Source organism: Mesorhizobium sp. WSM4819 (assembly GCF_055811215.1).
In genome coordinates, this window is the sequence record NZ_JBVVQO010000021.1 from 1 (window position 1) to 22910 (window position 22910).

Annotated in this window: 26 protein-coding genes; 15 read left to right on the plus strand and 11 right to left on the minus strand. The window is 62.7% G+C overall.

Translation table 11 applies throughout. The annotated features are described in order from the left end of the window. Positions 1–240: 240 nt before the first annotated feature. From AC0L18_RS19350 to AC0L18_RS19365, 4 genes are all read right to left on the minus strand, one after another. Positions 241–423, minus strand: coding sequence for a hypothetical protein (locus tag AC0L18_RS19350; RefSeq protein ID WP_473493769.1), 183 nt, complete (start codon positions 421–423; stop codon positions 241–243). Positions 424–582: 159 nt separating this feature from the next. Beyond that, complete coding sequence (locus AC0L18_RS19355) at positions 583–1647, minus strand: sensor histidine kinase (protein WP_473493770.1); 1065 nt, start codon at positions 1645–1647, stop codon at positions 583–585. Positions 1648–1797: 150 nt separating this feature from the next. Next, entirely contained in the window at positions 1798–1965 is a 168-nt protein-coding gene (locus tag AC0L18_RS19360) for a DUF1328 domain-containing protein (RefSeq protein ID WP_023797107.1), read from the minus strand. 230 nt (positions 1966–2195) lie between these two features. Then, positions 2196–2990 (minus strand): response regulator, encoded by a 795-nt coding sequence (locus AC0L18_RS19365; RefSeq protein ID WP_287290208.1) that lies wholly within the window; start codon positions 2988–2990, stop codon positions 2196–2198. 236 nt (positions 2991–3226) lie between these two features. On the opposite strand from AC0L18_RS19365, the gene AC0L18_RS19370 reads away from it, so the two are divergent. Beyond that, positions 3227–3430, plus strand: a complete 204-nt coding sequence (locus AC0L18_RS19370; RefSeq protein ID WP_287066581.1) for a NepR family anti-sigma factor — start codon at positions 3227–3229, stop codon at positions 3428–3430. A gap of 3 nt (positions 3431–3433) precedes the next feature. Then, positions 3434–3985, plus strand: a complete 552-nt coding sequence (locus tag AC0L18_RS19375) for an RNA polymerase sigma factor (RefSeq protein WP_473493771.1) — start codon at positions 3434–3436, stop codon at positions 3983–3985. 72 nt (positions 3986–4057) lie between these two features. On the opposite strand, the gene AC0L18_RS19380 is transcribed toward AC0L18_RS19375, so the two are convergent. Then, positions 4058–4438 carry a response regulator gene (locus AC0L18_RS19380; protein ID WP_473493772.1) on the minus strand — a complete coding sequence of 127 codons (381 nt, stop codon included), beginning with the start codon at positions 4436–4438 and terminating at the stop codon, positions 4058–4060. 440 nt (positions 4439–4878) lie between these two features. Here AC0L18_RS19380 and AC0L18_RS19385 point away from each other — a divergent pair, with 440 nt between their 5' ends. Both AC0L18_RS19385 and AC0L18_RS19390 read left to right on the plus strand, forming a co-directional pair. Then, a complete protein-coding gene (locus tag AC0L18_RS19385; protein WP_128181824.1) occupies positions 4879–5205 on the plus strand; it encodes an ElaB/YgaM/YqjD family protein in 327 nt (108 codons plus the stop codon). Positions 5206–5216: 11 nt separating this feature from the next. Then, the gene (locus AC0L18_RS19390) at positions 5217–5681 is read left to right on the plus strand and encodes a hypothetical protein (protein WP_473493773.1); all 465 of its coding nucleotides are present in this window, start codon (positions 5217–5219) and stop codon (positions 5679–5681) included. 108 nt (positions 5682–5789) lie between these two features. Here AC0L18_RS19390 and AC0L18_RS19395 read toward each other — a convergent pair whose 3' ends face one another. After that, positions 5790–7307, minus strand: a complete 1518-nt coding sequence (locus AC0L18_RS19395; protein ID WP_473493774.1) for an HWE histidine kinase domain-containing protein — start codon at positions 7305–7307, stop codon at positions 5790–5792. Between the two features lie 196 nt (positions 7308–7503). Here AC0L18_RS19395 and AC0L18_RS19400 point away from each other — a divergent pair, with 196 nt between their 5' ends. Continuing rightward, complete coding sequence (locus AC0L18_RS19400; protein WP_023797117.1) at positions 7504–7704, plus strand: hypothetical protein; 201 nt, start codon at positions 7504–7506, stop codon at positions 7702–7704. 29 nt (positions 7705–7733) lie between these two features. Here the strand turns inward: AC0L18_RS19400 and AC0L18_RS19405 are convergent, their stop codons facing one another. Then, complete coding sequence (locus tag AC0L18_RS19405) at positions 7734–8654, minus strand: diacylglycerol/lipid kinase family protein (protein WP_473493775.1); 921 nt, start codon at positions 8652–8654, stop codon at positions 7734–7736. A 292-nt stretch (positions 8655–8946) separates the two neighbouring features. On the opposite strand from AC0L18_RS19405, the gene AC0L18_RS19410 reads away from it, so the two are divergent. Further along, on the plus strand, positions 8947–10410 hold the full coding sequence (locus tag AC0L18_RS19410) for a PRC-barrel domain-containing protein (RefSeq protein ID WP_473493776.1): 1464 nt from the start codon (positions 8947–8949) through the stop codon (positions 10408–10410). Between the two features lie 49 nt (positions 10411–10459). Here the strand turns inward: AC0L18_RS19410 and AC0L18_RS19415 are convergent, their stop codons facing one another. Then, positions 10460–12040 carry an alkaline phosphatase family protein gene (locus tag AC0L18_RS19415; RefSeq protein ID WP_473493777.1) on the minus strand — a complete coding sequence of 527 codons (1581 nt, stop codon included), beginning with the start codon at positions 12038–12040 and terminating at the stop codon, positions 10460–10462. A gap of 232 nt (positions 12041–12272) precedes the next feature. On the opposite strand from AC0L18_RS19415, the gene AC0L18_RS19420 reads away from it, so the two are divergent. The 6 genes from AC0L18_RS19420 (at position 12273) to AC0L18_RS19445 (ending at position 17701) form a co-directional block, all read left to right on the plus strand. Further along, positions 12273–13205 carry a VOC family protein gene (locus AC0L18_RS19420; RefSeq protein WP_473493778.1) on the plus strand — a complete coding sequence of 311 codons (933 nt, stop codon included), beginning with the start codon at positions 12273–12275 and terminating at the stop codon, positions 13203–13205. A gap of 112 nt (positions 13206–13317) precedes the next feature. After that, entirely contained in the window at positions 13318–13941 is a 624-nt protein-coding gene (locus tag AC0L18_RS19425) for an alpha/beta hydrolase (protein WP_473493779.1), read from the plus strand. A 3-nt stretch (positions 13942–13944) separates the two neighbouring features. Next, positions 13945–14244 carry a GNAT family N-acetyltransferase gene (locus AC0L18_RS19430; RefSeq protein ID WP_473493780.1) on the plus strand — a complete coding sequence of 100 codons (300 nt, stop codon included), beginning with the start codon at positions 13945–13947 and terminating at the stop codon, positions 14242–14244. A 307-nt stretch (positions 14245–14551) separates the two neighbouring features. Next, the gene (locus AC0L18_RS19435; protein ID WP_473493781.1) at positions 14552–15610 is read left to right on the plus strand and encodes a dipeptidase; all 1059 of its coding nucleotides are present in this window, start codon (positions 14552–14554) and stop codon (positions 15608–15610) included. Between the two features lie 132 nt (positions 15611–15742). Beyond that, on the plus strand, positions 15743–17029 hold the full coding sequence (locus AC0L18_RS19440; RefSeq protein ID WP_473493782.1) for a flavin monoamine oxidase family protein: 1287 nt from the start codon (positions 15743–15745) through the stop codon (positions 17027–17029). A gap of 261 nt (positions 17030–17290) precedes the next feature. Then, positions 17291–17701, plus strand: coding sequence for a hypothetical protein (locus tag AC0L18_RS19445; RefSeq protein WP_287218458.1), 411 nt, complete (start codon positions 17291–17293; stop codon positions 17699–17701). Positions 17702–17833: 132 nt separating this feature from the next. On the opposite strand, the gene AC0L18_RS19450 is transcribed toward AC0L18_RS19445, so the two are convergent. Both AC0L18_RS19450 and AC0L18_RS19455 read right to left on the minus strand, forming a co-directional pair. Then, positions 17834–19918: a GAF domain-containing sensor histidine kinase gene (locus AC0L18_RS19450; RefSeq protein WP_473493783.1), complete on the minus strand. Its 2085-nt coding sequence runs from the start codon at positions 19916–19918 to the stop codon at positions 17834–17836. Positions 19919–19984: 66 nt separating this feature from the next. Next, positions 19985–20764, minus strand: a complete 780-nt coding sequence (locus tag AC0L18_RS19455) for a response regulator (RefSeq protein WP_063830524.1) — start codon at positions 20762–20764, stop codon at positions 19985–19987. Between the two features lie 47 nt (positions 20765–20811). Between AC0L18_RS19455 and AC0L18_RS19460 the strand changes: the two genes are divergently transcribed. Beyond that, complete coding sequence (locus AC0L18_RS19460; RefSeq protein ID WP_473493784.1) at positions 20812–21498, plus strand: winged helix-turn-helix domain-containing protein; 687 nt, start codon at positions 20812–20814, stop codon at positions 21496–21498. Positions 21499–21552: 54 nt separating this feature from the next. Here the strand turns inward: AC0L18_RS19460 and AC0L18_RS19465 are convergent, their stop codons facing one another. Then, positions 21553–21720, minus strand: a complete 168-nt coding sequence (locus AC0L18_RS19465; RefSeq protein ID WP_023797130.1) for a hypothetical protein — start codon at positions 21718–21720, stop codon at positions 21553–21555. Between AC0L18_RS19465 and AC0L18_RS19470 the strand changes: the two genes are divergently transcribed. Further along, entirely contained in the window at positions 21713–22126 is a 414-nt protein-coding gene (locus AC0L18_RS19470; protein WP_167366407.1) for a hypothetical protein, read from the plus strand. The genes AC0L18_RS19465 and AC0L18_RS19470 overlap by 8 nt on opposite strands. A gap of 240 nt (positions 22127–22366) precedes the next feature. Beyond that, the gene (locus tag AC0L18_RS19475; RefSeq protein ID WP_473493851.1) at positions 22367–22840 is read left to right on the plus strand and encodes a L,D-transpeptidase; all 474 of its coding nucleotides are present in this window, start codon (positions 22367–22369) and stop codon (positions 22838–22840) included. The last annotated feature ends 70 nt before the right edge of the window (positions 22841–22910 follow it).

Genomic DNA, 22910 nt, shown 5'->3' on the forward strand with positions numbered 1-22910 from the left:
GCTCTACGATGGACCCCCACCCCTAACCCCTCCCCACAAGGGGGAGGGAGACTTCCGTTGGCGCTGACCTCGGCAAAATTGGCTGCCTCTCGGTGCCAAGGGGAAGGCGCGGCGGCGTTCCCTCCCCCTTGTGGGGAGGGTTAGGGTGGGGGTACTCTTCGCAAGAATCCGGTGGGGGTCCATCTTCGCAAGAATCCAAATGCGATTGCCCTGGTTCAAGCCCGCGGGCATGCGAATGCATCAGACCAACTGGAACGCGGCGGCCAGGACGGCCACTGCAGCCAGCCCGATTGCGGCGAGGCCGGGGATCGGCAGGGAAGCACGGGGCGTCCGCATTGCGGATGCTTCGGGATCCTGAAACCCGCTCATCGAAACGCGTGCGGCCTGTTCCAGCCTGTTGATGTCGGCAACCGTCAAAGCCATTTCTCCCGTACTGCGCAGCAAACTGCGATCGAAAACGTCATGCGGAGTGGTGCCTGAGAAAAACAGCATCGAACCTTATGGTGAACAGATGGTTAAAGCCGGCGCGGCCTGTTGACCCCAACCCCTCGGCCAGTTCTCTTGGGCTCGGCTGTTGTCCGTTCAATCCGTCTCGAAATTGCTGCGAGGAACGACGAGATGGTATTCGAGACGATCCCCGCTGATCTCAAGTTTCGCCGTGCCGTTCAACGACGCAGGCACGACGCGCTCGAGCGCGACGCTGCCAAAGCGCTTCTCGCTGGGCTGATTGTCATTGGCTCCGATGGCCTCGGCCCATGTCAGCGACAGCGCGGTCTCGCCAGCGGAAGCGGCCGTCAGATCGGCCGTCACCTCGACGAAGCCGTCGGCTCGCGACAGAGCGCCGTAGCTGACAGAATTGACGGCAAGCTCGTGCATGGCCAAGCCGATATGCAGGGCGGCATTGGGATTGAGGTATGGGTTTGCACCGCGAAAACGCAGGCTGCGCACAGGGTCGGCGCCATAGCGACCGACCTGGCCGGACACCAGTTCGCGCAGTGCCGCTCCCCGCCAGTTGGACGAGGTCACCAGGTCCTGGGATGAGGCAAGCGACTGCAGCCGGCCGCGAAAGCGCGTCAGGAAATCACTGAGCGTGTCCGAATAACGGCTGGTCTGGGTGGCGATGCTCTGGATGATGGCCAAAAGGTTCTTCGACCGGTGGCTGACCTCGCGCAGCAGCGTCTTCAGGGTTTGCTCGCGACGTTTCTGCTCGGTCGTTTCGACCATTGTGGTGACGACGCCCTGCACGGCGCCGCCGTCGTCATGATCCGCGTCTATCCATATTTGGAACCAGCGGACGCCATCGTCGGCGGGAATGCCGAGCTCAAGATGTTCCGGATTGCCGGATGCGACGACCTTGCGTTTGGCTGCGCCGATGCGCTCCGCCTGCGCAAGCGGCAGGATGCCGTTGCCGTCGCCAGTGTCGGAAACCTCCGTGTCGGAAACAACTGGGTCGGAAATCCAGGGCGGGCGCATGTTGCGGGCCCAGACGGTTTTCATCTCGCGATCCTGATAGAGGACCGAAATGCCGGCATTGTGCAGCGCATGGAGAAGGGCCCGGCCAAGCTGCATTCCACTCTCAGCGGACTGCAGGGCGATGATCTCATCGCTCCGTCCGCTGTCTCTCATGTCTCCGGCTCTGGATTGCATCGTTCACTTCACCCGCCCAATGCAGGCTGAACGGCTGACGGAAAATTGGGTTCCAAAAAGAAGTCCGCCGAGCGACGTCCGGCTAAGGACACCGCCCGGCGGTAGCTGGACACCGCTTGAGGGGTGCGGCGCCCAGTGTTCGATCGCAGTTCACGACGCGCGTTTGAACAAGCCCGCAATAAGCGAAATGATGAGGAAAGCGAGAAAGATGAAAAACAATATCTGCGCGATACCAGCCGAGGTGCCGGCGATTCCGCCGAAGCCAAGAGCGCCTGCAATGATCGCAACGACGAGAAATACGAGGGCCCAGTAAAGCATGGTCCATCTCCTTCAAATAGTATGCCAAAAACGTCTTTCGCTGCCGTTTGTTCCAGCATTTCCCGAAAAAGACGAGCCCCGGAAAGCTTTCCCGCTCGAATTGGATCGTCATGCGCAGGTGAGTTGCAAGTGGCGTGTGCCGGCCGCAAGCGGCCAGCGTCATTCATCTGTGGAAAACGGGCGATCAGTGAAACTGTGGAAAGGGCCGCTCAGGGCCGGGCTGCCCGGCCCTATGCAGCGGCTTTCGCCTGCCGGTCGAAGAAGAGCGCCTGGCTGATCAGGGCCTTGACCATCTCCGGATTGAACGGCTTGGTGACGAGGAAGGCCGGCTCCGGCCGCTCGCCGGTCAGGAGGCGTTCGGGAAAAGCGGTGATGAAGATCACCGGCACCGGGGTGGTCGACAGGATCTCGTTGACCGCTTCGATGCCCGAGCTGCCGTCGGCAAGCTGGATGTCGGCCAGCACCATCTTCGGCCGCGTCTTGGCGAACATCGCCACCGCCTCGGCATGGGTACGAGCCGTTCCGACAACGCGATGCCCCAGGCTCTCGACCATTTGCTCGATGTCCATGGCGATCAGCGGCTCGTCCTCGATGATCAGCACGTCGGTTGCCACCTGGCGGGAAATCTCGTTGCTGGCCTCGGCAAGAAGCTCGGAGAACTCCTGATCGTCAACGTCGAGGATCTCCGCCGCCTCGTCTTCGCTGAAACCTTCGACGGCAACCAGCAGGAAGGCCTGGCGGGGGCGGGGTGAGATCGCGTTCAGATTGGCGGCGGCGCGCTGTTCCCACGCCGACTGCGGGTGTTCCTGCGGAACGCGGATGGCGACCGAGGTGAACAGCCTGGCGAAGACCTTATAGAGCGCGATGCGGTCATTCGACGCGTTCGGAAAGATGTCGACGTCAGCGATGATGGCCTCGAGCATCGCGGCGACCAGCGCGTCGCCACTCTCCTGCGATCCGGAGACGGCCCGCGAAAAGCGGCGCAGGAACGGCAGGTGTGGAGCGATGGTTGCGGACAGGCTCATGATGGACGTCTCCCTCTGACGTAATTGGATAGATTGCAGGCCACGGTGATGACAAGCCCCGAGAATAAACCCTGAAAACATAAACGCCGGCTTGCCGAAAAAGTTCCGAGGGCTTGGAACTAATGTAAGCCGAAGGCGTTTGAGATCGGGACGGGCAACCAGACGAGGGGGCCGCCTGCTTTGCGTCGTGTATTGAAGGGCGGCAGGGTACTGGGAACAAAGGGCGAAATGACGACATGAGGAAAGACAACACGGCTGGCGCTGCAACGAACAGGCGCCGGGCTGCTTCCGGCGACCCGCTCGGGCCAAACTCGGAAATCGGCCGCAAACTCAAACAATACTACGACGAGCTGGTCTCCGACAACGTGCCGGATCGCTTCGCCCAATTGCTCAGACAGTTGGAACAGGCCCAACCTGCACCTGCACGGAAAAAGGATTGAGGCATGGTGGCCGTGTCCCAGAGCTTCAAGACGGATCTGCTCGCCTCGATTCCGAGCCTGCGGGCCTTTGCCGTGTCGTTGACGCAAAACGCCGACAAGGCCGACGATCTGGTGCAGGAAACGCTGGTGAAGGCGTGGGACAAACATGAGAGCTTCGAGCCGGGCACCAATCTCAAGGCATGGCTGTTCACCATCCTGCGCAACGAATTCTATTCGCAGATGCGCAAGCGCGGCCGCGAGGTGCAGGACAGCGACGGCATCATGACCGCCAGGCTAGCCGTCCATCCGGCCCAGCACGGCCAACTCGACCTCAAGGACTTTCGGAGCGCGCTCGAGCAATTGCCTGAGGACCAGCGCGAAGCCATCATCCTCATCGGCGCGTCGGGCTTTTCCTACGAGGAAGCCGCCGAAATTTGCGGCTGTGCGGTCGGAACGATCAAGAGCCGCGTCAGCCGCGCCCGCACGCGGCTGCAGGAAATCCTGAAGATTTCCGGCGATGACGAGTTTGGTCCGGATGCGATTTCGGCTCAGGTGACGGGGTCGAACGCCGCCTGAATACGCACCACCGGTAATGTGGGACCCTGTAATTAATGTCGGGCCCGGTAATCGGGCTCCAGTTGGCGGACATCAAACAACAGGGCCGCGCCCGCACGCCGCCGCCACTGCCTGCACGAGATCGTCTCCCGAATAGGGCTTGGTGACCAATCTGACATCCGGAAAGGACACCCTGATTTCGTCCATGTCGGAATAGCCCGAGGCGAAGACGAAAGGCACGCCCGATTCGCGCAGCCGCGAAGCGAAATCGAGTGTCGAAGCGCCGCCCAGCATGAGATCGACGATGGCAGCGTCGAATTGCGAGGCAACGCCCTGCCGATCGATCTCAGCCAGATCGCGGGCGATGACCACATCGCCGGCGCCAAAGTCGCGGCAAAGCTGCTCGACATCCATGGCGATCAGGAATTCATCCTCCAGAACAAGAATCCGCAATCCGTCCAGCAATGGGGGCACGTGGCAATGTCTCCGTGGGGCGCAGGGAACAGGGAGCGCAAGGGATAGAGAGTCATGATCTCTATTTGGGTTCCTGTCATTTAAAGTTATTTCGCATCCTGTCATTTAAAAAAGACATGCCGCCGCAGATGGCGGAACCTCGACGCCTGCAAGGCGTTCGCTATCGCCTTCCGGAAGCGGGCCCGCTTCGAAGAGGGAATGAAATGTCTGGCCAGAACGGCCGTTCCTTGTCCGCCCGCCGGTATTCGGGTGAGAACTGCCCAGAACTCGCCCGCTGGGAAGGGTTGAGCGAAGGTCGCCGACCGCTGATCTGAGCGGCTGCCGGAGACGTGCCGGGCTGGACTCGGCTGCGCAAAAACCCTTTCATGGCAGTTGTTCCGATTTCGGAACCTTGGGGTGGGTCGGACGTTTCGACCCGAGCAAACGCAAGGAGTCAAGCAATGGCGACTGCCGCAGGAAAGTCCCCGAACGAAAGCCGGCCGAATTCGGACCTTGAAGACGACATCAGGCAGCTGAAAGTCGACATTCAGAAACTCACCGAACAGCTGGCCGAGACCGGCCAACATGGTTACGGGACTGCCCGTCGCGTTGCTGCGGAAGGCGTCGAGCAATTGCGCGCCCAAGGTGAAGCAGCCTTTGAAAATATGCGCAGCAACGCCAAGGATATCGAAGCGCAAGTGGTGGCGAGCGTGCGCGAAAAGCCGGTGACGTCGCTGGCAATCGCGGCAGGCGTCGGCTTTCTGTTTGCACTTCTCGCGCGCCGCTAGTCTCAGCCCAGATGCGAATGCTGGCATCGTTACTCTCGGGCCTCGCCTCGGGTGAAGCCGTTGCCGCCGTGCGCCGCGCGCGCACGGCGGCGATCGTCTATGCGCTCGCAGCACTTGCAGCGCTGTGCGGCATCGGTTTCCTCGTCGGAGCGGCCTATGTCTGGGTGGCGGGTCGCCATGGGCCGATGGCAGCCTGCCTTGGTTTCGGGGTCGGCTTCCTGGTGATCGCAGGGCTCCTCCTGCTCATCCATCAGCTGTCGGCCGGCGCGCGCGCCCGACGCCGGGCGCGGAGGCGCAATGCCGATATGAAGGCGGTCGGCATCACGGCCGCGCTCGCCGTGCTGCCGGCGCTACTCAAGGGGAAAGGCGGCTTGGGCACGATACTCGCCCCGGCGATTGCACTCGCCGCCTACGCAATTTACCGCGAGAACACAAAGCCCGATGCCGACGATCCGGATGCCGGCGAAGCGAAATAGCTCGAAGTGATTCTTCTTCGGGTTGGCATCGTGTTGGCAATGATCCGAAAAACCAGGTTCCACTTTTCCCTGACATGGACCTTTGGTTCGAGATCCATGGTCGAGCCGTCACTTCGGCAGATCCTCCAGCGGCATCGATATTTCGGCGAACACGCCTTCCGGCCGAAATTCGTGGGTCACTTCACTGGAGATGACCTTGGCCAGGCTGCGGCGGATCAGGATCGAGCCAAAGCCGTGGCGTTCGGGGGAGGCAACTTCAGGCCCGCCGCTTTCGCGCCAGGTCAGCACCAGGCGCCGGGCGCCTTTCCGAACCTGTGCCTTCCAGTCGAGATCGACCTTGCCCGACGCCGCCGACAGCGCTCCGTGCTGCAGCGCGTTGCTGGCCAGTTCATGCAGGATCAGGCCAAGCCCGACTGCCTGGTCGGGCGAAAGCAGCAGATCGGCGCCTGAGATCGTCATGCGCGGCTGATCGGCGGTGTCGAACGGCTTGACCTCGATCTGCACGAGTTCGCGGATGCCAATGCCGCGCCACTCGCGGTCGGACAGCAGGCTGTGGGCGGCGCCCAGCGCCTGAAGCCTGGCGCTGAAGGCGTCGAGGAAATGCCTCGGCTGGCGGGCATGGCGAACTGTCTGCGTCGCCAGCGCCTGGACGGTGGCCAGCGTGTTCTTGACGCGATGGTTCAGCTCGCGCAGCAACAGCCGCTGCCGCTCATCGCCGAGCTTGCGTTCGGTGATGTCGTAGTTGACGCCGAAGATCAGCGTCGGCTTGCCGTCGCCGTCACGCTCGATGACCCGGCCGCGCGTAGCGAGCCAGCGCGGCGGGCTGAAGCCCTTGACGCGGTATTCGCCAAAATAATCGTCGCCGCCGCTCAGCACGTCGCGAAAGCGCGTCTCGGTCTGGTAGGCGTCACGCGGGTCGATGGCGGCGAGGATATCGCGTGCTCTCAGCCGGGTCGAGCGCGGCAGGTCGAACAGCTCGGACAATCGGGCATCGCATTCGATCATATCGCTATGGATATCCCATGCCCAGCTCGCGAGCGATGCGGCATCGAGCGCAATGCCGCGCCGCTTTTCCTCGCGCGCCAGTGCCGCAGCGGCGCCGGCGGCGTTGCGGGTGGCGTCCTTCAATGCGAACAGGCTGGCAGCGAGGCTGGCGAGCGCCGTCAATTGTTCGAGCTGGGCGGCAGACGGCGACCCGCGGGGCCTCCGGTCGAGCACGCAGAGCGTGCCGATCCGGGCACCGGCCACCACAATCGCCGCACCCGCATAGAAACGGAAATGATGCTCGCCAGTGACCAGCGGGCTGGCGTTGAAGCGTGAATCCATGGTCGCATCCATCACCACCATCGGCTGGTCGCCGGCAGCAATGGTGTGGGCGCAGAAGGATGTATCGGTCGCGGCCTCGGTCTCGTCCAGGCCGACACAGGACTTGAACCACTGCCGCTCGACATAGACGACCGTCACCAGCGCGACAGGTGTTTGCATCACGGCGGCGGCGAGCCCACTGATAGTGTCGAAGTCAGGATCGGCCGCCGTGTCGATTGCATCGAGATCATGGAGCACGGCAAGCCGATCCTGCGCCGTTACCACGCTAAGGACATCGACCGGCAGATTCGGCTTTGTCACTACCCTGCTATCCACAAGTCCCCCAGATGCATCGGCTTGCAACCATCCGCGCTGGGCCCAGTTGCCGGGCCCTGAGACCGGAACCTTCGCCCTGAGGAACCGTTACCCAACCACATTTTGCCAGCCGCGCCGCCAGCGCCAACCGACATGCCAGCGCCAAACGAAATGCCAGCGCCAACCGAAATGGAGGCCGATCATGCCCAAGATCGTTCCTGAAGACAAAGCCCGGCAGGGACGCTGGGGGTGGCACACCTTCCGTATCTTGATCGCTGCGCTGCTTTTGGCGTTTATCGCCTGGGGCATCGCCGAGATCTACGGCAACATGATAGACCGGACGCCGACAACCGAACAGGGCGAGCTTCCCAGGAACGAGCAGGGCGAGATTCCCAGAGGCTGAAGCCTTCCGATCGACTGTGGCGGGATGCATCACGCTGCCCTCGCCTCGACGGCGCGCGCCGGGACGAGAACGTTCAGCGCACCAGGATGAATTTCGATCGTCGTTTCGCGGTCAAGCCTGACCAGTTCGCCATCCATGACCGCGCGAAATTTCTTCGCAGCCGAGTGGAGTTTCAAAACGGCCCGGTCAGCCTGGTGGATCTCCACATGCTCGCTGTCGCGCCATTTGCCGCGCGCCATGTCGAAGAGGACCCTGACCAGTTCGCCACGCCGCCGCGCCACCGTGACATAGATGCCAAGCACGCCGCCGGCGGGATTGTCAGCATAGGGCAGATGACCCTCACCGAACAGATTGTTGGTGATGCCGATGCCGGTGGTGCGCGTCACGATCTCGGCCTCGCCGATGGTCAGCGTCACCTTCATCGCCGAAGGGTTGTTGATCGCCGCCCAGGCAGCCTTTGCCGAGGCCCGCATCTTTCCCAACCGCGAGCCATACTCCATGGCCTGGCGAAGCTGGACCATCCTGGCGTGCATGCCGATCGAGAATTGATGCACGAATGGCTTGCCGTTGGCGGTTGCCATATCGACTGCAATCACCTCACCGTCGGCAAAGGATTTCACGGCCGCGTCAAGGATTTGTGGAATGCCGAGCCCGCGCGCGAACAGGTTCATCGTGCCAGCCGGTAAAATGGCAAGCGCTTTCTTGCTGCCCATCAACCGAGCCGCCGCGGCCGAAATGGTGCCGTCGCCGCCACCGGCCAGCACAATGTCGACACTATGCCTGGAAGCGATGCGGTCCAGCGTTGCGACAATGTCCCTGCCGGCAACAATTTCGATATCGATGCGGTGGCCTGCTGCCTCCAATGTCTGGCGCATCCGGTCGGTGAAGGCGGAGAGATCAATCGTTCGCAGGGTGCCGCCCTCCTGGTTCAGCACCGCCGCAAATCGCATTCCCCCGCTCCGATTTTTCTTGGCTACCATTGGATAATCATCGGCCGTAACAGACCGAGCCATGGGCGGAAACGGGGCGGTTGAAAAAAAGTTCCGCAGCTCTAACGAAAATACAGGAGCCAATCTCACCCGGCCAAACGCATAATTGAGCCCGATTCGGGTGGTTTTTTCACAACGCTCGCCCTGGTGTCGGAACAACGGCGCGGTCACGACGTTGTGAATGTGTAACGCCGCGACCAATCTCCACCGGCGGCTTGTGGCGTGAAGAAATAACGCACGAGGAGAGATTACGATGATCCGCACCCTTTTATCCACCACCGCACTGGCAGCGTTGATTGCGACCGGTGCGTATGCGCAGGAAGCCACCACACCGGCGCCCACGCAGGACCCGGCGGTCCAGGAGACCGCTCCGGCGGCTCCCGTTGCGCGCGCCGAGGGCAGCCTGATGACCAACATCATTGGTGAATCCGTCTATAACGGCACCGGCGACGATGCCGAGAATATCGGTGAGGTCAGTGATGTCGTCTTCGATGAAAACGGTCAGGCGAAATCGGTCGTCATCGGCGTCGGCGGCTTTCTTGGCGTCGGTGCCAAGAATGTCGCTTTCGACTACAACAAGCTGCAATGGGCCGAACGGAATGGCGACCGCTGGCTGATCGCCGAAACCACAAAAGATGATTTGACGGCTCAGCCGGACTTCGATCGCAAGCCCTATGATCCGGCTCCTGCGGCCACCGATACCACGGCTACGGCTCCCGCTCCATCGACCTCGACGGATACAACGGCGCAGAATGCTCCGGCGGCTCCAGCCGATAGCGCCGCAGCTCCGGCCGAACCTGTGAAGAGTGCCGACGGCAACCTTGCCACCAACATCATCGGCGAAACCGTCTATAACGGCACTGGCGACGACGCTCAAAACATCGGCGACGTGAACGACATCGTTCTGGCCAAGGATGGCAAGGCCGAGTCGCTGATCATTGGCGTCGGCGGCTTCCTCGAGGTTGGCGAAAAGAATGTCGCCTATCAGTTCGACAAGGCCAAGTGGGCGGAGAGGGACGGCGACCGCTGGCTGGTCGCTGAGACCACGAAGGAAGACCTGGAGGCGCTGCCGGAGTTCGACCGCGAGCCCTATGATCCCGCCGCGGCGACAACCGCATCGACTGACGCGGCGACGCCGGCGCCAGTGACCACCACCCCTGCTGTCACTGCGGCTCCAGCCCCGGCGGAGAAGACTGCGGAAGCTCCGGCGGCAACGCCTGAACCCGCTGCTCCGGCTCCAATGGACAAGACAGCCGAGGCTCCGGCGACGACGCCGGACCCGGCTGCTCCGGCACCGGCGGACAAGACAGCCGAGGCTCCGGCTGCAGCAACGCCTGACGCAACCCCGGACCAGACGAAGACCGCGGCGATCGACAAGTCGGCGCTGACCGAAATGCCGATCAACGAAATCCGCTCCGAGGATTTGGTTGGAACCACCGTCTATGGCGCCAATGATGTCAACGTCGGTGAGATTGGTGACGTCGTGCTGACCGGCGATAAGAAGGTCGACGCCGTCATCATCGACGTCGGCGGTTTCCTCGGGGTTGGCGAGAAGGAAGTGGCGATCGGCATGGACAACCTTAAATTCATGACCGACAAGGATGGCAATCGCTATCTCTACACGAACTTCACCAAGGAGCAGCTTGAGGCGCAGGCCCCCTATGACAAGGCCACATATGCGCAAAACCGCGACACCCAGCGCATGATGATGCGCTAGCTTGCGCCAACGATGAAAGAGGCCCGCGGCGGCAACGGCGCGGGCCTTTTCATGATGGGAAAGGTGGCAGGCCTGCGACGTGGCCGACCACGCCATCCTCGGTCAGTTCGGCAAGCGCCAGCGACTGATCGAGATGTTCGGCCCGCCAGGCAAGCAGCCTTTCGGCGAGCTCCAGGCGGACCGGCAGATAGGTCGGGTCGGCAGCGACATTGGTCAGTTCGTTCCGATCCTTCTCCAGGTCGAACAGCAGCGGCGGCAGGCCGCCGCCGAAATGTACATATTTGAATTGTTTCGTGCGGATGACCGCCAGATTGCATTGGCGCGGAGCGATGCCGAAATGGCGCTCGGCATCACCGTCGGCAACCGAGCGGAAGTCGAACTCCCAATGCGCGGCCCCGCGCCAATTGGCCGGCTCCCGGGCATCCAGGAACGGCTTCAGCGATTGTCCGTCGAGATGCGGCGGGGGTTCCTCGGCAAGCAGATCGAGCAATGTCGGCGCTATGTCGACCGCCTCGGTGAAGCGGTCGACGCCGGCGCCGGCTGCCTTGCGGCGACGCGGGTCGCGGATGATCAGCGGAATATGAAAACTGCCGTCGAAGAAGCCGCCCTTGCCCAGCATGAAATGGTCGCCCATCATCTCGGCATGGTCAGAGGTCAGCACGACGATGGTGTCGTCCCAGGCAGCCGCCGCCTTGACCGCCTCCCAGATGCGGCCAAGCTGCGCGTCGACTTCCGAGATCATGCCGTAATATAGCGCGCGGATGCGGCCAAAATTGTCGTCGCCCCAGTCGCGCACCTTGCCCTTGGCGCCGGGGCGGAAATTTGCCCGCTGCTGCTGGTCAAGTTCATAGGCGAGGTAGGGGTGGCTCTGCGCCTCGGCCTGCCAGCACGCAGCGTGGTGGAAGGCTGTTCCGTCGGCTGGGTTATACATGCTGTTGTAAGGCTCCGGCACGATGAAGGGCGGATGCGGGCTGAGGAAGGAAAGATGCGCGAACCACGGTGTACCGCGCTCCTGTTCGCCGAGCCAGCGGACGAATTCGCCGGTCAGGAAGGCGGCTGGGGTCTCGTCCTTCGAGTAGACGGGCGGTGAGGTGGTCACTGCGCCGTCCGTCGTGGCACCAACGATTTCGTCCGCTGGGCGATGGATATCGGGAAAACCGGCGCTGCTATCGATGCCGCGCGCCTTGAGCCATGACAGCCACGGTTTCTGGTGCTCCGGCAGGAGTTGGCGCACGGTGAAGCCGGGCAGCACGCCTTCATAGCTTTTCAGCCGCGGGTCGCCTGGCGTCAGCGTGCGCGGATCGGGCGACACGTCGGTATAGCCGAACAGCGTCGGATCATAGCCGAGACTGCGTGCCGAGAGCGCGATGTTGCCATGGCGGGCGTCGAGCGGCGTGCCGTTGCGGCAGACGCGGTTGTTCATCTGGTAAAGGCCGGTGTAGAGGCAGGCGCGTGCCGGCGAGCAGGGCGCCGCCCCGCCAAAGTGCTGTCGAAACAGCACACCCTCGGCGGCGAGCGCATCGGCATTCGGCGTTCGCACCACCTTGTGGCCTGCCGCCGACAGGCAGTCGCCGCGCCACTGGTCGCAGGTGATCAGGAGAACATTCGGGCGTCTGTCTTTTCTGACCAATTCTGGTGTCCTTCATTGAAAACCTGTCGCGAATACCTGCCGGTCACGGGAGCCGAATTTTTGTGGCGACACAAGCCTCAGATGTTCGCAAAATGGTGAACAAAAGTCGCTTTATTGTTCACTTATAGAGCACAGTCTATTCTGTGTTTGCGGCCTTTGCCGCCGGCTGGCGGCTCCTCATATTGGCGTGGACCGCGGCATGGGCCGCACAGGACAAGGAAGGAGCAGGAAAATGCTCGACCAGATCAAGGGTCTGCATCACGTCACCTCGATGGCCAGGGATGCGCGCCAGAACAACGAGTTCTTCACAAAAAAGCTCGGCCTGCGCCGGGTCAAGAAAACCGTCAATTTCGACGCGCCGGATGTCTACCATCTCTACTATGCCGACGAGCTCGGCACGCCCGGTTCGGTGATGACCTATTTTCCGTTCCCCAATATCGGCAAGGGCCGCCACGGCGTCGGCGAGGTCGGCACTACGGTCTATTCGGTGCCCGAAGGCACGCTTGACTATTGGGAAAAGCGTTTTGCCGATGAGGGCGTCGCCGGGCTGTCGCGCGAAGAGAGCTTCGGCGACAAGCGCCTTGGCTTCGCCGGTCCCGATGGCGACGGGTTTGCGCTGGTCGAGAACAAGGCCGATACCCGTGCGCCATGGGCGAAGGGCGATGTTCCGTCCGACGAGGCGATCCGCGGCTTTCACTCGGTGTCGCTCAGGCTGAAGGATGGCGGCGCCACGGAAGAGCTGCTGAATTTCATGGGCTATGAGGAAGTCGACACGTCCGGCACTGTAAAAAGGCTGGCGCTGAAGGACGGCAACGGCGCCAACATCGTCGATATCGAATCGCTGCCGGGCACCGCTTTTGCCGATCTCGGCGCCGGCTCGGTCCACCACGTCGCCTTCGCTGTCGAAAACCGCGCCAAGCAGCTCGAAGTGCGCAAGGCGCTGATGGACACCGGCTACCAGGTGACGCCGGTGATCGACCGCGACTATTTCTGGGCGATCTATTTCCGCACACCGGGCGGCGTGCTGTTCGAAGTCGCCACCAACGAGCCGGGCTTCGACCGCGACGAGGACGTCGCCCATCTCGGCGAGGCGCTGAAGCTGCCGTCGCAGCACCAGCATCTGAGGCCCTATCTCGAGCAACATCTGCAAAAGCTGGAAGACTAAAAGCGCATCGCGTTTGACCAGGTTGGGCGACGCGCTTTTAGTTTGGTTTTGTGCATGTCGTCATCGCAAAACCGCTGCGCACTTTCGCGCGACATGCATTAAGGACAAGGCCATGAGCAAGGACGCTTACACCTACAAGACACTGCCGGGTTCGCCTGATGGATCGCTGCTCTTCGTCTTCCACGGCACCGGGGCCGACGAGAACCAGCTTCTGTCGCTCGGGCGTGATCTCGCGCCGCAGGCGACTATCGTTTCGCCGCGCGGCGATGTCTCGGAAGACGGTGCTGCGCGCTTCTTTCGCCGCACCGGCGAGGGCGTCTACGACATGGACGACCTGGCGCGGGCGACGGACAAGATGATTGGCTTCGTCAAGGCGCATATCGAGGCGGCAAAGCCCGCGTCGGTGCTTGGCCTCGGCTATTCCAACGGCGCCAACATCCTGGCCTCGGTGATGTTCGCGGCGCCCTCTCTGTTCGATGCGGCGGTGCTGATGCATCCCCTGATTCCATTCGAACCGGAGGTGAAGGGCAGCCTGGCCGGCCGCCGCATCCTGGTCACAGCAGGCAGGCGCGATCCGATCTGTCCGCCCAACCTGACGTCGCGGCTAGAAGCCCATTTGCGCGCCGATGGCGCCGATGTCACAGTGGAGTGGCACGACGGCGGCCATGAGGTGCAGTCGAACGAGATCGAGGCGGCGCGGCGGTTCCTGTCCGCTACGCCGGCAGAAGGAGCGTAAGCAATGCCTAACCAATTGCCGGAGGTCGAACTGGAGGATCGCGGTTCCAAGGGCCGTTATCTCCTGCGCGGGCCTGACGGCGCCGAGGCGGAGATGACTTTTACCAAGGTCGGCGAGCACCAGATAATCATCGACCACACCGAAGTGCCGGATGCGTTTCGCGGCCAGGGCGCGGGACTCAGGCTCGTTACCCGCGCCGTCGAGGACGCGCGCGCGGCGGGCAAGAAGATCATTCCGCTCTGCCCGTTCGCCAACGCCCAGTTCCGACGTTACCAGGAATGGGCCGACGTGCTGAAGCAATAGCGCCGGTCCTGGCGCCAGTGGCTCCCCCTTCTCCCCTTGTGGGAGAAGGTGGCCGAGCGAAGCTCGGTCGGATGAGGGGTGCTCCAGCTTGGCACCGACAGCACTCCGTACAACACCCCTCAACCGTCTCGGCGCTGCGCGCCGATCCACCTTCTCCCACAAGGGGAGAAGGCAAGAACGCGCCCAAAGCCCTTCGCCTTCAATTCGGCGTCTCCTACCCGATCGTTCGAGCGCTCGTCTTGCCTAGTGGGTATTGCCCTGCCTAAGTATTGCCCGCCCGACCAATCGAACCGAAATGATCCCCCTGATGACCGAAACCGATCTTGTTCCCGTCTTCGACGGCCACAACGACACGCTGCTCAGGCTCTACCAGTCGAAAGACGCGGATGTCGAAAGGCTGTTCATCGAGGGAACATCGGGTGGCCACATCGACCTGCCGCGTGCGAAACAGGGCGGCTTTGCCGGCGGCATGTTCGCAATCTTTCCGCCGCCGGTCGAGAAATCCAAGCGCAGTGCGGTTCCTCCCGCGCCAAGCGATATCGAGCCCTTGCCGCCCGAAATTCCGCGCGCCGACGCGCTTGCTTCCACCATCGCCATGGCCTCGATCCTGTTCAGGCTGGAACGAGCGTCGGCGCTCACCATCTGCCGCAGCGCCGGCGATGTGCGAAACGCGATGGCGCAAGGGTCGATCGCAGCGGTGTTCCATATCGAAGGCGTCGAGGCGATCGACCCCGAACTGACCATGCTCGATGTGCTGCATGCGGCCGGCTTGCGCTCGCTAGGCATCGTCTGGAGCCGCCCGAACGCTTTCGGCCACGGCGTGCCGTTCCGTTTCCCGTCGACGCCCGACACCGGACCTGGCCTGACCGATGCCGGCAAGGCGCTGGTCAAGGCCTGCAACCAACTAGGCATCATGGTGGATCTTTCGCACCTCAACGAGAAGGGGTTTCGCGACGTCGCCGAGATCAGCGACGCACCACTGGTCGCGACCCATTCCAATGTCCATGCGATCTGCGGCCATTCGCGTAACCTCACCGAATGGCAGCTCGGCGCGATCCGCGACTCGGGCGGCATGGTCGGGCTGAATTTCGCGACCGGGTTTTTGCGCGAAGACGGCAGGATGAATGCCGATACCAGTCTCGACGTCATGGTGCGCCATGTCGATTCACTGCTGCAGGCTTTGGGCGAAGACGGCGTCGGGCTCGGGTCCGACTTCGACGGCGCCATGATCCCGGCTGTGATCGGCGACGTCACCGGCCTGCCGAAGCTGCTCGACGCGTTCGCCGCGCGCGGCTTCGGTCGCGCGCTGATCGAGAAGATCGCCTACCGCAACTGGATAAGCATGCTGGAAAAGACCATTGGCTAAAGCGGGTCGCCCGGCGGAGCAGCCAGCGACCTGCGATTCGATCGAGCGGGGTTTGATGATTTCGACAGGACCGTTGTCTGCGAAGCTCAAGCCGCGGATGATTGCGGACTTCGAGACCTTCAGGGCCGGCTCTTGAAGCGCCAGACCGTACGAACCGATGTCGCCATCGTCGGCGCCGGCTTTACCGGCCTGTCAGCCGCGCATGAATTGAGCAAGGCCGGCATCGATCTTGCGCTGCTCGAGGCGCGCGGCCGCGTCGGCGGGCGGGTCGAGTCCCAGTGGAACGGGCTTGGCGAGCGGATCGACAGCGGCGGTCAGTTCCTGTGCGAGGACATGCCGGAACTGATGGCCTTGGTGCGAACGCGCGGCAAGACGTTGGTCGAGACCTATGCCAAGGGCGAGTTCGTTGTCCAGCCGCTGACCGGCGCAAAGCAAATCGAGCGAATCTACCACGCCTCGATGTCGATCCGCGACCGCATGAACGCGATCGCACCGGGCGATCCGGCCATCGCCGGCTTGACCGTCGCCGCATGGCTCGATCGCCAGAACGATCCCGGCGAGGCCAAGGCGGCTTTCCGCTCGATGATCGAGGGCCTGTGGTGCCAAGCGCTCGAAAAACTGCCGCTTTGGCACCTCATCGACAATGACCGCCGTATCACCAATGAGGTGTCGGAGCTGCAGTATTTCGTGCACGAAACCATGCAGTCCCTGGCGGATGATCTGGCTGGCGACCTCGGCGACCGCCTGCGATTGAACACGCCGGTCAGAACGATCGAGCGCAGACCGGGAGGCGTTCGTCTCGCGTCGACGACGGGCTCGATCACGGCTCGAATAGCGCTGATCGCCATGCCGCCGATGATGGCTTCGAAGCTGGACTTCGCACCGCCGCTGCCGGCTGCCTTGCAAAAGGCTCTCGGCGTCTGGCAAGGCGGCGCGGTGATCAAAATACAAATGCGCTATGCCACCGCGTTTTGGCGCGCCAAGGGCCTGAGCGGCATGGTGATGTGGCGCGATCCGCCGGCACTTTTTGCCTGTGACGCCAGCAAGGACGACGGCCACCCTGCATTGGTCGTCTTCGTCGGCGGGCCGCTTGCCCTCCGCTGGCGGGAACTGGGAGATGCCGCGTTGCGCACCGAGGTTATGGCGCGGCTGAGGCAGGCGCTCGGCACGGACGCGGACGGCTTCATCGACTTCAGCTGTCGCGACTGGACCGATGATCGCTGGAGCGGCGGCGGCTACGCCGATCTTATCATCGATACAAGTGCCACCGAGGCCGAACGAACTATCCTGGCCGGCGCGACGCCGGTGTATTTTGCATCTTCGGAATTGTCGCCGTCGTTTCCGGGCTATGTCGAAGGCGCAATCGTGGCTGGGCGCATTGCGGCACAGAAAATCCTCAGGGAATTTAATCTGCAGTAATCACCAGCGCCTCATGGTCGCAGGCGAGGGCGTCTCAAGGTGGCGACCGGACGTCGCCGGGCCAGAGCGGCGCGATTTGATCCCGTGAACATTCGACTGCACGAAAACAGTTCGGCAACGACGCCCTCGCCCCTGCATGGCCGCCCGCCGAATTCCCGTTTCAAAGCTGTTACACGGTCAGTTTGCGTGCGTCGTTCGTCCGTTACAAGGTGCGACTAAGTTCGTTTCAACAAAGAAAGAAGATCGACGAAGGGAAGCGCGATGTATACGAAAATCCGGACTGCCTGCAATGACCGCCGTCTGCAAGCGCTGAAGGGCAAGGAACGGCGGCCGAAGCTGGCGCTGCGCCAGCGCGCCAACGACCATCCGATGGCGCTGTTCGTGGTGCTGGGCGCCGCCGCGTTCGCCGGCATGGCCTTCGCGCCAACGGTCGGTCCCGCCTTTGCTTCACTGAACCCGCCGGCAAACATCGTCAAGGGCGCGCCGACCACGACCAAGACCGCGCGGCTGCCGATGCCGGAGATCGATTTTGTCTGCAAGGGGCAGGCCTGGGGCGCCGAGAGTGCGGACTGCCTGCGCGTCATTGCCGAGCAATCCGGCATTCACAAGGCCCGCGCGGTTCGCGTGATCGCCAATGCCGCGCCGCTGACCGATACCCCGAACGTTTTTTGATGCCCGAGCGACCCTCCAGCGCTCCAGGCAGGCTCCCGCCGCATCCTCGGCCGGGAGTCTTTTTTCCGTGGAACTTAGCCCTTTGTTGAGCATCGGAATTTTTCAAAAGCCGATTTCCACCGGTCCGAAGTTCTAGCTGCCCAATGCGGCCTGCTCGGCGATGGCCGACAGCACGCCGCGCACGTCCAGCGTGCTGAACGGCTTTTCCAGGATCTGCGGCCGCTGCGGCGCCGGCAATGCCTCGATTTCGGCTTTCGCGCCGATCAGGTCGCCGGTGACCAGAACGAAGCGCCGCGCCAGATCAGGCTTTTCGGCGAGCAGTTCGCGATAGATCGATATGCCGCTGGTGCCGGGCATGCGCAGATCGGAAAAGACGATGTCCGGTGGCATATGGCCCGACAAGGTCGCGGCGGCCGACACCCAGGCCGGCACGATCCGCGACTTGATGCCCATCAACTCCAGAATGTCGGACAGCGAGGCGGCGACATCCGGCTCGTCGTCGATGATCAGGGCATGGCGCAATCCGCTCGAGCGCGACGGGCTTTCGCCGGCGGCGGCCGCGCCGCCGGCGAGCGCCGGCAACTGGACGACGAAACGGGCGCCTCTCGGCAGAACTTCCTCGAACCAGACATTGCCATTGTGCCGTTCGATGATCGATTTCGAGATCGACAGGCCGATGCCGGTGCCGACGCCGACCGGCTTGGTGGTGAAATACGATTCGAAGATGCGAGAGCGTATCGCTTCCGGCACGCCCGGCCCGTTGTCCTCGACCGAGAAACAGGGATTGCCACGATCGCTGCGAAACGTGCGAACCTTGATCAGCCGGTCGCCGCCGATGCCGGCCAGAGCGTGCTGGCTGTTGATGAGGAAGTTGGCGGCCACTTGCGTCACATGGTCGGCGTCGGCCATGGCCAGCAGCGGGCCGCTGGCGAAATCGGTATCGATAATGATGCCGGTCGACCTGGCACCGTAGGCGGTCACTTCGAGTGCCGCGCGGACCACCTGGTTGAGGTCGGTCTCGGCCTGCGACGCCGGATGCAGGCGGACCATCGAGAGGAAGCTCTTGACGATGCGGCCGCAGCGCTCTGCGGCGGCGCGCACCTTTTCGGCGCGCACCTTGGTCTGCGGGTCTGAAGCGAACTCGTGCAACAAAGTCGATTGGGCGACGACCACGGCAAGCGGGTTGTTGAGCTCGTGTGACACGCCGGCAAGCAGCGAGCCCATCGCCGCCATCTTCTCGTTCTGGTGCAGCTTTTCGCGCTGGCGGCCGATCTCCTCCTCGGCACGCAATTTGTCGCGAAGGTCGCGGATCGAGCCGAAGATCAGGCGGCGGTCGGCGACCCGCATCTCGGTTGCCGTCAATTCGATCGGAAAGACCTCGCCGGCAGCATTCTGGGTGACGGTCTCGATCCGCTGCCCGACCATCGGCGCGCCGCGGCCCGACATGTATTCGGCGCCCGACACATAGCCCTTGCGATAATATTCCGGAACGACGGTGTCGAGCAGGTCCTTGCCGAGGATGTCGCTGCGCTGGTAGCCGAACATCTTTTCGGCGGCCGGATTGAACTCGATGATCGAACCGGTCTCGTCGATGACGATGATCGCGTCGAGCGAGGCCTGCAGCATGGTGCGGCGGATGACTTCGCTGGCGTGGGCATCGGAAAGCGATCGTTCGATGGCGTTGCCGATGGCCAGCGCCACGATGTGCAGCGTTGCCTCTTCCTCGTTGGTCCATTCGCGCTCGTTCACGCAGTCGTTGACCGCCAGCGTGCCCCACAGATGGCCATGCGCAAAGACCGACACCGACAGGAACGACTTGATGTGCTGCTTTTCGAAGTCGGTTCTCAGAAAGCCTTCGAGGTCGCGCGTGTGTCCCGCGAAGATCTTGCCTTGCCGCTCGTCCTCCGCCAACCGTTCCAGCAGTGGGTCCGAATTGACAACCGACTGCATGATCACCGTCGGCGATGCCAGCTCGCCACCATATCGGGGGTCGATCCAGTAGGCCGCCACCGATTGGGCAAAGCCTTGGCCGGGCAGTTCGCGCAGCCGAAACAGGATGCCGCGCTGGCAATCCATGGCCCCGCACAGCGTTTCAAGGATGCTGCCCATCTCGCGCTGCCAGTCGCCAGCTTCGTGAAGCCGGCGAACGATGTGAACAGCGGCCATCGCCGCGCCCTGCCTGACGCCGTGCCTATCGCCGCGTGCTTCAGCCGTCATGGTCAGCCGTCATGGGGTCAGCCGTCATTTCACAGTCGTGCCACCGAGAGTGGTTGGTCGCGCCGCTCAGTTGCCTTCGCCGGTCGGCAGCGAGAAGATATAGCCTTCGCCGCGGACTGTGCGCAGGAATTTCGGATTGGCCGGGTCCGCCTCGATCTTCTTCCTCAGCCGCATGATGCGGATGTCGACTGCACGTGAGGATTCAGGATCTTCCGCGAAGCCGATAGCCTCGGAGATCGCCGCACGCGTCAGCAAGCGGTTGGCACGCGTCAGGAAGACCTCCAGCACGTCGAACTCGCTCTTGGCCAGGTCGATGACCGTCCCATTGGTGCCGGTGACGAACCGACCGTCGAGATCGGCATGGAAAGGTCCGAAGCTCATGGAACGGCGGTTGGCAGTTGTTTCGGCCTTGGCGGCCTGCGGCTCGGCCGGCTGCGGCACGCGGCGCAGCACGCTGCGGACCCGAGCCAGCACCTCGCGCAATTCGTAAGGCTTGACGATATAGTCGTCGGCGCCGAGTTCCAGCCCGACGATGCGGTCGAGCGCGGTGCCGGCGGCAGTGGCATAGATGATGCCGATCGGCGTTTTCGAGCGCATCCAGCGGCCAAGCGACAGGCCGTCCTCGCCCGGCATGGCGATGTCGAGGATGGCCAGGTGAAACGACTGCGTTTCCAGCAAGGTTCGCGCAGCGCTGGCACTCTCGGCCGTAGCGACATCGTAGCCGCTGGCGTCGAGATACTCGGCGACCGCGTCCCTCAGATCCGGCTCGTCCTCGACGACGACAATTCGTGCCCGCACGATGCTCTCGCTCCCACTTTCAGCGGAAAGTAGATTGGGTATAAACATCATGTCCAGCACTCATCTTGGGTTGCCGGGTTGCAGGGTGGAAAAAAATGGCTGCACGATCCATCATCGCGCTTGTTTCCGTCGCCGAAGTGGTCGCAACCGATCTGGCCGACCATCTCGAACGGCGCGGTCATGACGTGCGCGCAGTGCGGCAGCCGTGGGAGGCCGAATCCTTGCTTTCCGGAAACGGCATCGATGTCGTTGTCGTCGGCGACAGCCTCACCCAGGCGGAAGGGCGTGATCTGCTCAAGCGCCATGGCGGCGAGGGCGGGCCGGATTTCATCCTGATCTGCCGGCCGGCCGATCTGGTCGACAAGGTTCTGGCGCTCGAGCTCGGCGCCGCTGACGTCGTCGAGAGCCCGCTCAACGTCAGGGAACTCGCCGCCCGTATCGGCGGCTTGCTGGCACGGCGCGGCCGGAACGCCGGGGAATTGGTCGTGCTGGAGAACGCGACGGTCGACCTCCGGTCGGCCATGGTCATGCATCGCTCCGGCACGGAAGAACAGTTGTCGCCGGGTCAGGTGGCGCTGCTCAGATTGTTCCTGGCCAGTCCGCGCAAGGTCTTGACGCGCGACGATATCATTGCCGCCGCGCCCGCCGAAAATGCCGATGCCTTCGATCGCTCGATCGATTCGCGCATTGTGCGACTGCGCCGCAAGCTCGACACCGAAACCATCACCACCATACGGGGTGCGGGCTACCGGTTCGATCCGCCGACGCAGTTCGCCGACTGAGGCCCAGCCCCTCACCAGCGAGCCCCTCACCGTACTGTCCACAGGCCCAGGCGCTCAGCGCACCACGAGAAGCGACGGACCTGACGGCATTTCGCTGGCCGCGACGAATTCGCTGGCATGGGCACGATCCCTGAGAAGCACGGTGGCGAGGCCGGCAAAGCCGAGCAGGCCCTGTGCGTAGAGCAGTGCGGAAAGCACCGAAGCTGCAAATTTCGTGTTCATCGTTTTCGTCCCCCAAATTTGGTTTCACGTTCGCTTCAGGGAAAACCCCGAAGTGCCCGCGCCGCCATCGGAGCCCCCCGTTGCGGCGCGGGCCTTCGGGCCTCTCGGCTGCAAGTTGCCGGAGGTGCCGCGCATCTTCTTCAGCCCAAAACCGACCCGCCAGAGGGCCTTGAGCCGGTTATGCGCAGGCTGGACACGATCCAGACCGTGGCGAAAACAGTGCGGCATGCAAATCAACGCTGCTTCTATGCTTATCCTGAACCAGGAGATCACGTTCGATTGCATGTTCATCTTGGTTTGTGCCGGCTGTTTTCGTTGGGTCAACTTTGCCGGTGGCCTGTATCAACATCATGCCGCTCGAGTCCGCGCTTTGTTGCCGATTGGTTTCGAGCTTTCTTTCATGTGAGGGAAGACCGCGCTTCTGCCAGGAGATGGCAGTAGCTTTTCCGGTCCGAGCTCGACCAGGCAAACCGTCCTGTCCTTGCTTTCACCCCTGCAAATGCCTCGGATGGGCCTCCGGGCGTTAACCAGAGGAAACAGTTTCGAAACAGAAACGTCGGCCGTGCGAAATCAATTCGAAACGTGACCCAACGACAAGCCAGTCATCGAATTGGAGCCGGCCATGCCCGGCAGACAGGGGGATATCATGTACACTGCCATTTCCGCCAAGCTCATCAACATCGCCGCCATAGTCACCGCGGGCACGGTTCTTCTGTTCGGCGCCGGCAACGGCGTTGCCGATGCTGCCAATCGGGCCGCCAATCAGATCGTGGCGCGGATTTCGCTTTCGCAGCAGACGATGGAAGTCCTCGTAGACGGCCGGCCGACCTTCGCGTGGAAAGTCTCGACCGGCGGTAGGGGGCATCTCACCCCGACCGGGTCGTTCAAGCCGACCCGCATGCACCAGATGTGGTATTCGAGGAAATATGACAACGCGCCGATGCCGCATTCGGTCTTCTTCAAAGGTGGCTACGCCGTGCATGCGACCAATTTCGTCAGGCGCCTCGGCCAGCCGGCCTCGCATGGCTGCGTGCGGCTGCATCCGGACAACGCCGCCGACTTCTACCAGCTTGTCGAGATGTTCGGTCCGACCAACACCAGGATCGTCATCGTCAAATGACAAGCAAGACGATCCGCCTTTATAAATACGTTGCGGTCGGACATCACTGCCCAAGAAAAAGGCCGGAATT

Excerpts from the sequence above, each read along its gene's own strand:
- AC0L18_RS19350 (WP_473493769.1), bottom strand. The coding sequence starts at position 423 with ATGGCTTTGACGGTTGCCGACATCAACAGGCTGGAACAGGCCGCACGC.
- AC0L18_RS19355 (WP_473493770.1), bottom strand. The coding sequence starts at position 1,647 with ATGCAATCCAGAGCCGGAGACATGAGAGACAGCGGACGGAGCGATGAG.
- AC0L18_RS19360 (WP_023797107.1), bottom strand. The coding sequence starts at position 1,965 with ATGCTTTACTGGGCCCTCGTATTTCTCGTCGTTGCGATCATTGCAGGC.
- AC0L18_RS19365 (WP_287290208.1), bottom strand. The coding sequence starts at position 2,990 with ATGAGCCTGTCCGCAACCATCGCTCCACACCTGCCGTTCCTGCGCCGC.
- AC0L18_RS19370 (WP_287066581.1), top strand. The coding sequence starts at position 3,227 with ATGAGGAAAGACAACACGGCTGGCGCTGCAACGAACAGGCGCCGGGCT.
- AC0L18_RS19375 (WP_473493771.1), top strand. The coding sequence starts at position 3,434 with ATGGTGGCCGTGTCCCAGAGCTTCAAGACGGATCTGCTCGCCTCGATT.
- AC0L18_RS19385 (WP_128181824.1), top strand. The coding sequence starts at position 4,879 with ATGGCGACTGCCGCAGGAAAGTCCCCGAACGAAAGCCGGCCGAATTCG.
- AC0L18_RS19390 (WP_473493773.1), top strand. The coding sequence starts at position 5,217 with ATGCGAATGCTGGCATCGTTACTCTCGGGCCTCGCCTCGGGTGAAGCC.
- AC0L18_RS19400 (WP_023797117.1), top strand. The coding sequence starts at position 7,504 with ATGCCCAAGATCGTTCCTGAAGACAAAGCCCGGCAGGGACGCTGGGGG.
- AC0L18_RS19405 (WP_473493775.1), bottom strand. The coding sequence starts at position 8,654 with ATGCGATTTGCGGCGGTGCTGAACCAGGAGGGCGGCACCCTGCGAACG.
- AC0L18_RS19410 (WP_473493776.1), top strand. The coding sequence starts at position 8,947 with ATGATCCGCACCCTTTTATCCACCACCGCACTGGCAGCGTTGATTGCG.
- AC0L18_RS19420 (WP_473493778.1), top strand. The coding sequence starts at position 12,273 with ATGCTCGACCAGATCAAGGGTCTGCATCACGTCACCTCGATGGCCAGG.
- AC0L18_RS19425 (WP_473493779.1), top strand. The coding sequence starts at position 13,318 with ATGAGCAAGGACGCTTACACCTACAAGACACTGCCGGGTTCGCCTGAT.
- AC0L18_RS19430 (WP_473493780.1), top strand. The coding sequence starts at position 13,945 with ATGCCTAACCAATTGCCGGAGGTCGAACTGGAGGATCGCGGTTCCAAG.
- AC0L18_RS19435 (WP_473493781.1), top strand. The coding sequence starts at position 14,552 with ATGACCGAAACCGATCTTGTTCCCGTCTTCGACGGCCACAACGACACG.
- AC0L18_RS19445 (WP_287218458.1), top strand. The coding sequence starts at position 17,291 with ATGTATACGAAAATCCGGACTGCCTGCAATGACCGCCGTCTGCAAGCG.
- AC0L18_RS19450 (WP_473493783.1), bottom strand. The coding sequence starts at position 19,918 with ATGACGGCTGAAGCACGCGGCGATAGGCACGGCGTCAGGCAGGGCGCG.
- AC0L18_RS19455 (WP_063830524.1), bottom strand. The coding sequence starts at position 20,764 with ATGTTTATACCCAATCTACTTTCCGCTGAAAGTGGGAGCGAGAGCATC.
- AC0L18_RS19460 (WP_473493784.1), top strand. The coding sequence starts at position 20,812 with ATGGCTGCACGATCCATCATCGCGCTTGTTTCCGTCGCCGAAGTGGTC.
- AC0L18_RS19465 (WP_023797130.1), bottom strand. The coding sequence starts at position 21,720 with ATGAACACGAAATTTGCAGCTTCGGTGCTTTCCGCACTGCTCTACGCA.
- AC0L18_RS19475 (WP_473493851.1), top strand. The coding sequence starts at position 22,367 with ATGTACACTGCCATTTCCGCCAAGCTCATCAACATCGCCGCCATAGTC.